At 27.4% G+C, this 8,253-nt stretch carries 7 protein-coding genes; 2 read left to right on the top strand and 5 right to left on the bottom strand.

What is annotated here, in order from left to right:
• The 4 genes from MBCUT_RS09295 to MBCUT_RS09280 form a co-directional block, all read right to left on the bottom strand.
• A partial coding sequence (locus MBCUT_RS09295; protein ID WP_394327062.1) for a right-handed parallel beta-helix repeat-containing protein occupies positions 1-925 on the bottom strand: 925 nt, incomplete at its 3' end.
• Between the two features lie 625 nt (positions 926-1,550).
• On the bottom strand, positions 1,551-2,756 hold the full coding sequence (gene hmgA, locus MBCUT_RS09290) for a hydroxymethylglutaryl-CoA reductase (NADPH) (RefSeq protein ID WP_067260404.1): 1,206 nt from the start codon (positions 2,754-2,756) through the stop codon (positions 1,551-1,553).
• A gap of 211 nt (positions 2,757-2,967) precedes the next feature.
• Complete coding sequence (sucD, locus tag MBCUT_RS09285; protein ID WP_067260403.1) at positions 2,968-3,825, bottom strand: succinate--CoA ligase subunit alpha; 858 nt, start codon at positions 3,823-3,825, stop codon at positions 2,968-2,970.
• Between the two features lie 558 nt (positions 3,826-4,383).
• Positions 4,384-5,109: a hypothetical protein gene (locus MBCUT_RS09280; RefSeq protein ID WP_067260402.1), complete on the bottom strand. Its 726-nt coding sequence runs from the start codon at positions 5,107-5,109 to the stop codon at positions 4,384-4,386.
• 423 nt (positions 5,110-5,532) lie between these two features.
• On the opposite strand from MBCUT_RS09280, the gene aroD reads away from it, so the two are divergent.
• Positions 5,533-6,225 carry a type I 3-dehydroquinate dehydratase gene (gene aroD, locus MBCUT_RS09275; protein WP_067260401.1) on the top strand — a complete coding sequence of 231 codons (693 nt, stop codon included), beginning with the start codon at positions 5,533-5,535 and terminating at the stop codon, positions 6,223-6,225.
• Positions 6,226-6,229: 4 nt separating this feature from the next.
• Entirely contained in the window at positions 6,230-6,895 is a 666-nt protein-coding gene (locus MBCUT_RS09270) for a S24/S26 family peptidase (RefSeq protein WP_067260400.1), read from the top strand.
• Positions 6,896-7,210: 315 nt separating this feature from the next.
• Here MBCUT_RS09270 and cysE read toward each other — a convergent pair whose 3' ends face one another.
• On the bottom strand, positions 7,211-7,849 hold the full coding sequence (cysE, locus tag MBCUT_RS09265; protein WP_211263802.1) for a serine O-acetyltransferase: 639 nt from the start codon (positions 7,847-7,849) through the stop codon (positions 7,211-7,213).
• Positions 7,850-8,253: the final 404 nt, after the last annotated feature.

Here is an 8,253-nt window from a genome sequence, read left to right as displayed (position 1 = left end):
TAATGAATTCACAATTATTCAGTGACATGTTTAAACCAATGTTGAAGATGGCACCGCCATCACTAGTAGTGGCTCTTGCTTTATTATCAATAAATGAACAATCTGTGAAATTCAACGTACTATTAACGTTATTATTATAAATCATCCCACCAGAAGATCCAGCAGTATTATTAATAAAAGTCAAACCAACTGCAGAAACAGACATATTATTACCACTATTAAAAATAGCGCCACCAGCACCAGTACTAGCATTATTATTAGTAAAATTACAGTCAGTTATAGTAGCATTAGCACCAGTATTATAAATACCACCACCATTAGCAGCATTATTACCAGTAAAATTACAATCACTTATAGTGGCATTAGCACCAGTATTATAAATAGCACCACCACTAGGGGCATTATTACCAGTAAAATTACAATCACTTATAGTGACATTAGCACCAGTATTATAAATAGCGCCACCACTAGTTGCGGTGTTGTTTGTGAATGTACAGTTGATGAAAGTCATTGTTGTGGCAGCGTTGTTATTATATATTGCTCCACCATTACTTGTAGTGTTTCTTCCATTAGTGAATGTTATGTTTATGAAAGCCACATTCAAGTTAACTCCTATTGTGAATATTCGTCTTGATCCTTGTGCATCGATTATTACATCAGCAGTAGGTCCGTTTCCTTGTATTGTCACATTTTTGTTAATAGTTATTCCTGTATTGTTACCTCCTGTGTAGGTTCCAGTAGCTAAGTTTATGGTATCAGTATTATTTGCATTGATTATTCCTTGTTGAATTCCTCCAACATCTGTTGGATTAACATCTACAGTAGCTGCAAAGTCCGAACTTAAGGTAATAGCTAATAATAAAATAGTAGTTATTAGTATACTCGCTTTTATCATTGCTTTTTTATAGTTTTTTATTTTTTTCACCTCCTTTTCATTCAATTATTATAAAAACAAATGCAAACAGTTAAAAAAATAGAGAATAATCACTATCCATTAACCATCAATAGTTATATTCTATGCCATATATAAACTTTATTGAAAAATAATATATATATATATATATATATATATATATCATAAACAAATAAATAAAAAACAATGAAAAAAGAACTTAAAATACTAAAAACATGAAAAATAATCCGAAAAATAATGATAAATTTTTTGAAAGTATTGTAAGAAAATATAAAATCACATTTTAAAAATGTTTTTAAAATGGATAAAAATAGTTAAAAACTTTTAATAATACATTATAATTAAAAATAGATAGCTATATAATTTTTATAAATTGGATAAAGCTAAAAATAAATTATTTAAAGTATTATAGTCGAAAACCGATTTTTTGGCAATATTAATAAATTCCAAATAGCTTATTTTATTCTTTTTTGTTGAAAATGAAGACATAGCAGCTAAATAAAAAAATATAATTATTGCCAAAAATTCCGTACTTGACTATAATATAATAATAGATAAAACTTCTAAAAAAAAAAATATATAAAAAAGAGATTTCTGAAAATAAAACTTCTGAATTATTTTCTTCAAATGATGATTATTAACCTCTACCTAATTCTTTGTGAGCTCTTGCTAAGTGTCCTGCAGCTAATGCTCCTAATAATGACAATTCTCCAGCCAATACTGTTGCAATTATGATTTCAGCGAATTTTTTAGCCTTTCCTCCTCCAGCTACATCCATTATACTAAGACATTCCTTAGCTGTTTCAAGTGAGGTTCCTCCTCCAACTGTAGCTATTGGTAAATCTGGCATATTTACAGAAAAATATAAATCTCCATTCCTATTTTCAGCTGTTGTAATTCCAAGGGAACCTTCTACAGTATGAGCAATATCCTGGCCTGTTGCTAAGAAAATAGCTGCTATCATATTAGCATAATGAGCATTAAAACTCATACTCCCACTTACTGCAGATCCTAAAAGATTTTTAGCTATATTAACTTCTTCAATAGCTGAAGCTGTGGTTTTTAGTTTGTTTTTCACCACATTAGATGGGATGAGTATGTCAGCCACCACAGTTTTTCCTCGACCTTCCACCATATTGATTGCAGATGTCTTTTTATCAACACATACATTACCACTTAGTGCAATTAATTGAGCATTTGTTTCATTTAATAAAAGATCTAAAACTTTCTCTGTAGCTATTGTAACCATGTTCATTCCCATACTATCTCCAGTGGAATAAACAAAACGAGGGTAAATATAATTTCCTATAATCAAGATTGGATCAATTTTAAGTAATTTTCCATGATTTGTAGTAGATTCAGCTATTTGTTTTAGTTTTTGAAAGTTATCTTCAAACCATTCCTTAATTTTAATAGCTTCAACTCCAGAATCAGTTTTAATTACAGGAGCTCGTGTCATTTTATCATCAATGATTCTGACATTTACTCCCCCAGCTTCGGTTATCGTTGAAGCTCCCCTATTTACTGAAGCAACCAATGCTCCTTCAGAAGTAGCAAGTGGCACATAGAAATCTCCATCAGCATACTTTCCCTTGACTTTTAAAGGTCCAGCTATTCCAACAGGGATTTGTATGGTTCCAATAGGATTTTCAATATTTTTCTTTTGAGCAGCTTCCATATTCAATGTATAATCTGCTATTTTACTAAGTTTTAAGTCTGAAATTTCTTCTATGAATTTTCTCCTTATATCAACAGCCTCAGAAACTGAAGAAGAATATTTTTCCACTTCATAAAGTTTAATTTCACGTTTTTTCAGCTTATTGATGATTTCATTAGCTTTCATAATCTACCAAACAACCCATATTAATTAGAATGCATCTAAAATACAAAATACAATTCAAATACAAAATCCATCTCAAATACAATTCAAATACAAAATCCATCTCAAATACAATTCAAATACAAAATCCATCTCAAATATAATTCAAATACAAAATCCATCTCAAATATAATTCAAATACAAAATGCATTCTAAATTATAAAAATAAAGAAGTTTAAAATTTTTTAATCAATTCTACAATATCTGAAGGTTTATGGGCAACATTTACACCAGCATTTTCGAGAGATTTCATTTTGCTTTCAGCAGTCCCAGTATTTCCTTCAATTATAGCTCCTGCATGTCCCATTCTTTTTCCAGGAGGAGCAGTTATTCCTGCAATATAAGAAACAACTGGTTTTGAAATATTATCATTTATATAATCTGCAGCTTTCTCTTCAGCATTTCCTCCGATTTCACCAATCATAACTATCTGTTCAGTTTCATCATCATCTTCAAACATTTGAAGAATAGAAGAATAATTAGTTCCGATGACAGGATCACCACCAATACCTACACAAGTACTTTGACCAATTCCCGCCCTAGTTAATTGACTAGCTACTTCATAAGTTAATGTTCCACTTCTTGAGATAACTCCAACATCCCCTTCTGAAAAGATATGAGTTGGCATAATTCCTAGTTTACCTACCTTTGGAGAAATGATTCCTGGAGTATTTGGTCCAATTACAGTAACACCATTTTCTTTTGCATATGCCATTATTTCCATTGAATCATGAACTGGTATATGTTCAGTTATAATTATTACAAGATCTAAATTTTTTATAGATTCAAAAGCAGCATCCTTAGCAAATGGTGCTGGAACAAATATTATTGAAGAGTTAGCATCAACATCTTCTTTAACTGCTTCTATTGAATCGAAAATAGGAACTCCTTTAAATTCCTGACCACCTTTTCCAGGAGTTACTCCTGCTACAATATTAGTATTATATTCGAGCATTTGTTCTGTATGAAATGATCCTTGCTTTCCTGTAATTCCTTGAACTAAACATTTAGTATCTTCATTTAATAAAATCATATTGAACCTCAATATTCATAGGTAATAATAGTAATAATTAATTCGTTTTTATGGCCTATATAAGTTAATTTTTTTATATAATCTATATAATTTAGTTTTTTTATATGGCCTATATAAGTTAATTTTTTTATATAATCTATATAATTTAGTTTTTTTATATGGCCTATATAAGTTAATTTTTTTATATAAGCTATATAATTTAGTTTTTTTATATGGACTATTTAAGTTAATTTTTTTATATAATCTATATAATTTAATTCGTTTTTATGGCCTATATAAGTTAATTTTTTTATATAAGCTATATAATTTAGTTTTTTATATGGACGATTTAAGTTAATTTTTTATATGAACTATATAAAATCTGTAACTTTAATCATATTAATACTTATATTAAACTTATATTAATATTTACAATAAACTTATATTTAATATTTTATAATAAAATTTCTAATAAACTTCTATTAAGTTTATAATGAAGTCAAAACAAAATTTTTATTATTCAATTATAATAATAAATTCCAGAAAAAATTACTAGGTAGTAAATTCAAACATTTGTATCTACCTCAGTATTTTTGTTCTTTGGTGAAAAGGAATAGCTAAATCAATAATGTTCCCATTCATAAATGCAGTAGCTGAAAGTATAGCACTCCCAGGGATGATGTTTGCAGGTGTTCCTCTTTCTACCAAATAAATATTTTTATTTCCAAGTGCTGCACCAATCATTGCACTGGATATGATTCCAACTGATTCAATCTCTTCTATTGTAGCTACAACTATAGGATCATCAGTTTCATTAGAAACATAACCAACACCAGGGATTTTTTTTGTTTCATCTTTAATTTTATTTGAAATATCAGTTAAATTTTTCATTCCAGTTGCAGCATCAATAGCTGAATTAGCTGCATCTCCAACAAATGGTTCTCCACCATATGTATCAAAAGCTAAAATTACGGCATCAGGGTATCTATCTTGCTGTATTACTGCTTCAGCATATGAAACACCTTCTCCTGCTGTTTTTGGATTATCAGATATTCCTCCTACATCACCAATGTCTTCTGCATTATCTCTTAAAATATTAATTATTCCTTGGTTTATAGTTTCTAATAAAGAATCTTCAACAAAAGCACTGATTACTACATCATCCCCCGTGATATTAGTTAATGCAGCATTTCTAGCCCCTAAATCAATTAGTTTATATAAGTCTTTTTCAATATTTTCAATTAATGATTTTGAAGTAGAAACATCATTGTTAGATACATCTGCCCCAATAGCTATTGCTTTCAATTTAACACTCCCAATTTAACACTCCCAAAATTAATATATAAATACATATGTTATCATAAAATAGTGATAAAATACATTCATTAAATTTTTTCAATTTCAGACCAGACAAATTGATCTGTAGTTAGTTGTTTTATTTGGCATTCTTTTACATACTAAATATATTGAAACAACTATTATTTCAAAACTTTTTGTTTAGTATTATATATTATGTAAAAAAATTCTATAAAATTCTATAATGATATTATATTAATTAAAATTATATAAATACTACTTAAGATTAAATTAAAATATTACTTCAAATATAATACAATAATTGAACTAAAAAAAAATATTACATCAAATACAATAAATGAACTAAAAAAAATATTACATCAAATACAATAGAATAATCATATAATTAAATAAATTATTAGAGGGAAAATATTGTCTTATGAAACCAAAATAGCTATTCCTATTTTACAAAAAAATAAAGAAGATATTTTAAAAATAGCTGAAGATTATATAAAAAAAGGTGCTGATCTTTTAGAGCTTAGAATAGATAGTATAGCTAATTCTAACCCTAAAATGGTTAAAAGCATTATTGAAGAGATAAATTTTCCAACAATAGCTACCAATCGAAGTCCCCTTGAAGGAGGCTATTTCAAAGGAAATGAAAAAGATAGGATAGCTATTCTTCAAAATTGTGTAGATATAGCTGAATTTATAGATATTGAGCTTCAAACTGAACTAAAATATATAACCCCCATAATCGATTCTGGGGTTAAAACTATTATTTCTTTTCATGATTTCGAAAAAACACCTCCAATTGATGACCTTATGCAAATTATTGAGGAAGAAAAAAATATTGGAGATATAGCTAAAATAGCTGTAATGCCCAAAGATTTAGAAGATACAATTATTGTGTTAGCTATTTTATCAAGATATGAAAATACAATAGCTATTTCCATGGGGGAAATTGGTAGCTATACTAGAGTAATGGCTTCTAAATTCAATTCACCAATAACTTTCGCAACTGGAGGGGATGTTACAGCTCCTGGACAAATTGACATTGAAACTATGAAATTGATGTTGAATATGAATATTATAGATCATGACGAGTTAGTAAACACGATCTAATTCAATGAATGGGATAATCCAAGGAGGAATAACTATCGAAAAAAATAAAAAAATTCGAATTATAATTTTAGTTATAGCTATTGTAGCAATAGCTATTGGAACAGCAGCTTATGTCTTTTCAGATTATGTTACAATAGATTTATACCTAACAGGAGAAAATGCTACTGTAAATACCTTATCATTTCAAGTTGGAAAAGATATTCCCAAAATGGAAGAAGAAATCTTAAATTACAGCATACATCAAATGAACAATGTAGATAGTGATATAAGTTCAATAAAATCAGGAATTAGAGAAATAGCTGAAAGTTATGGCTTTAATAATGTGAATGTCAATATTAAATCACAGTTTGGAGAAAATCAACTACCTATGTCTGTGTTAGTAGATGGGATATCTATGGTTCCTACTTTAAAAGATGGAGAATTGATAATAATTGAAAAAACAAATGATATAAAAGTAGGAGATATTATAGTTGCTAAAGATCCTGAATATGGATTATTAATAAAAAGAGTGGGAATTATAAGTGGAAACAATATATTTTTAGCTAGTGATAACAATGATACAGTAACTGTAGTTGAAAATGGAGTACCTACTAGCATGATAGCTATTGAAAAATGGACAAATAAGACTAATGTCGTAGGAATAGCTAGAATATTCAATGTAAATGAATAAAAACTAGAATATTCACTTACATAATAATCAAAAAACTAGAAATAGCTGAAAAACTCTAATAAATTTGTTTTGTTATAAAAAAAATAGCTAATGTCATGACAATTTAAATATTAATTTATTTATATTTTTCAACAAAATTATTAAAAAGTATTTTATCTTCTTAATTCAATCTTAAGCCTTTTATTTAATCTTACTCTATAAAATCTATATTAATAAAATTATAGAAAAAATTAAATTGTCTTAACAATAATCTTTATTTTTTAAAATATCTAATCCTTACTTTTTAAAATATCTAATCCTTATTTTTTAAAATATCTAATCCTTACTTTTTAAAATATCTAATTCTTTTTCTAAATCTTCTTGTTTTTTAATAATATTATTTAAAGCCTCATTAACAGGATCTGGTAAATTTTGGTGTTCTTGATCCATATGACATTTTCTATCTTCATGGACTATTCTACCTGGAACACCTACTATAGTATCACCACAAGGAACATCTTTTAACACCACTGCCCCAGCACCTATTTTTGCACCATTTCCAAGTTCAATATTCCCAATGACAATAGCACCTGCCCCTATAACTACACCATTATCAACAGTAGGATGTCGTTTTTCTTTACTTAGACTGGTTCCTCCAAGGACTGCCCCTTGATAGATGATTACATCATCACCAACAACAGCGGTCTCACCAATAACAACACCCATTCCATGATCAATAAAGACCCTCCTACCTATTTTAACAGCAGGATGGATTTCAACACCAGTGAAAAATCGATTAAAGTGAGATAATAACCTAGCTAAAAAATAATTATTACTGTTCCATAGTCTATGAGCTATTAAATGAACCCAAATAGCATGTAACCCTGAATAACAAAAGAAGATTTCGGCTGTACTTTTTGCAGCTGGATCTCTCAACCGAACCATAGTGATATCTTCTTTTATTCTCTCAAACATAATAATCAACACGATCTATTTATTAATAATCAATGACAATGCGATTTTAATTATCATAGTATTTATAATTTCTTTTATTATTAATTCTCTTAATTGACAATTATCTTAAATTTACAAATTATATTTATTATAACTACTCTTAATTAATAATTATCTTAAATTTACAAATTATATTTATTATAACTATTCTTAATTAACAATTATCTTAAATTTACAAATTATATTTATTATAACTACTCTTAATTAATAATTATCTTAAATTTACAAATTATATTTATTATAACTATTCTTAATTAACAATTATCTTAAATTTATTATTTAATCATATAATAATTTAAAAAATAGATTTAAGGGATATTAAAAATATTTTAAAAATTAAATAATAAATTTAAGCTATTTTTATA

Origin of the sequence: Methanobrevibacter cuticularis (genome assembly GCF_001639285.1) — an archaeon.
GTDB classification, from domain to species: domain Archaea; phylum Methanobacteriota; class Methanobacteria; order Methanobacteriales; family Methanobacteriaceae; genus Methanobaculum; species Methanobaculum cuticulare.
This window is presented reverse-complemented; position numbering and strand designations above follow the sequence as displayed.

Excerpts from the sequence above, each read along its gene's own strand:
- cysE (WP_211263802.1), bottom strand. The coding sequence starts at position 7,849 with ATGTTTGAGAGAATAAAAGAAGATATCACTATGGTTCGGTTGAGAGAT.
- sucD (WP_067260403.1), bottom strand. The coding sequence starts at position 3,825 with ATGATTTTATTAAATGAAGATACTAAATGTTTAGTTCAAGGAATTACA.
- MBCUT_RS09270 (WP_067260400.1), top strand. The coding sequence starts at position 6,230 with ATGAATGGGATAATCCAAGGAGGAATAACTATCGAAAAAAATAAAAAA.
- hmgA (WP_067260404.1), bottom strand. The coding sequence starts at position 2,756 with ATGAAAGCTAATGAAATCATCAATAAGCTGAAAAAACGTGAAATTAAA.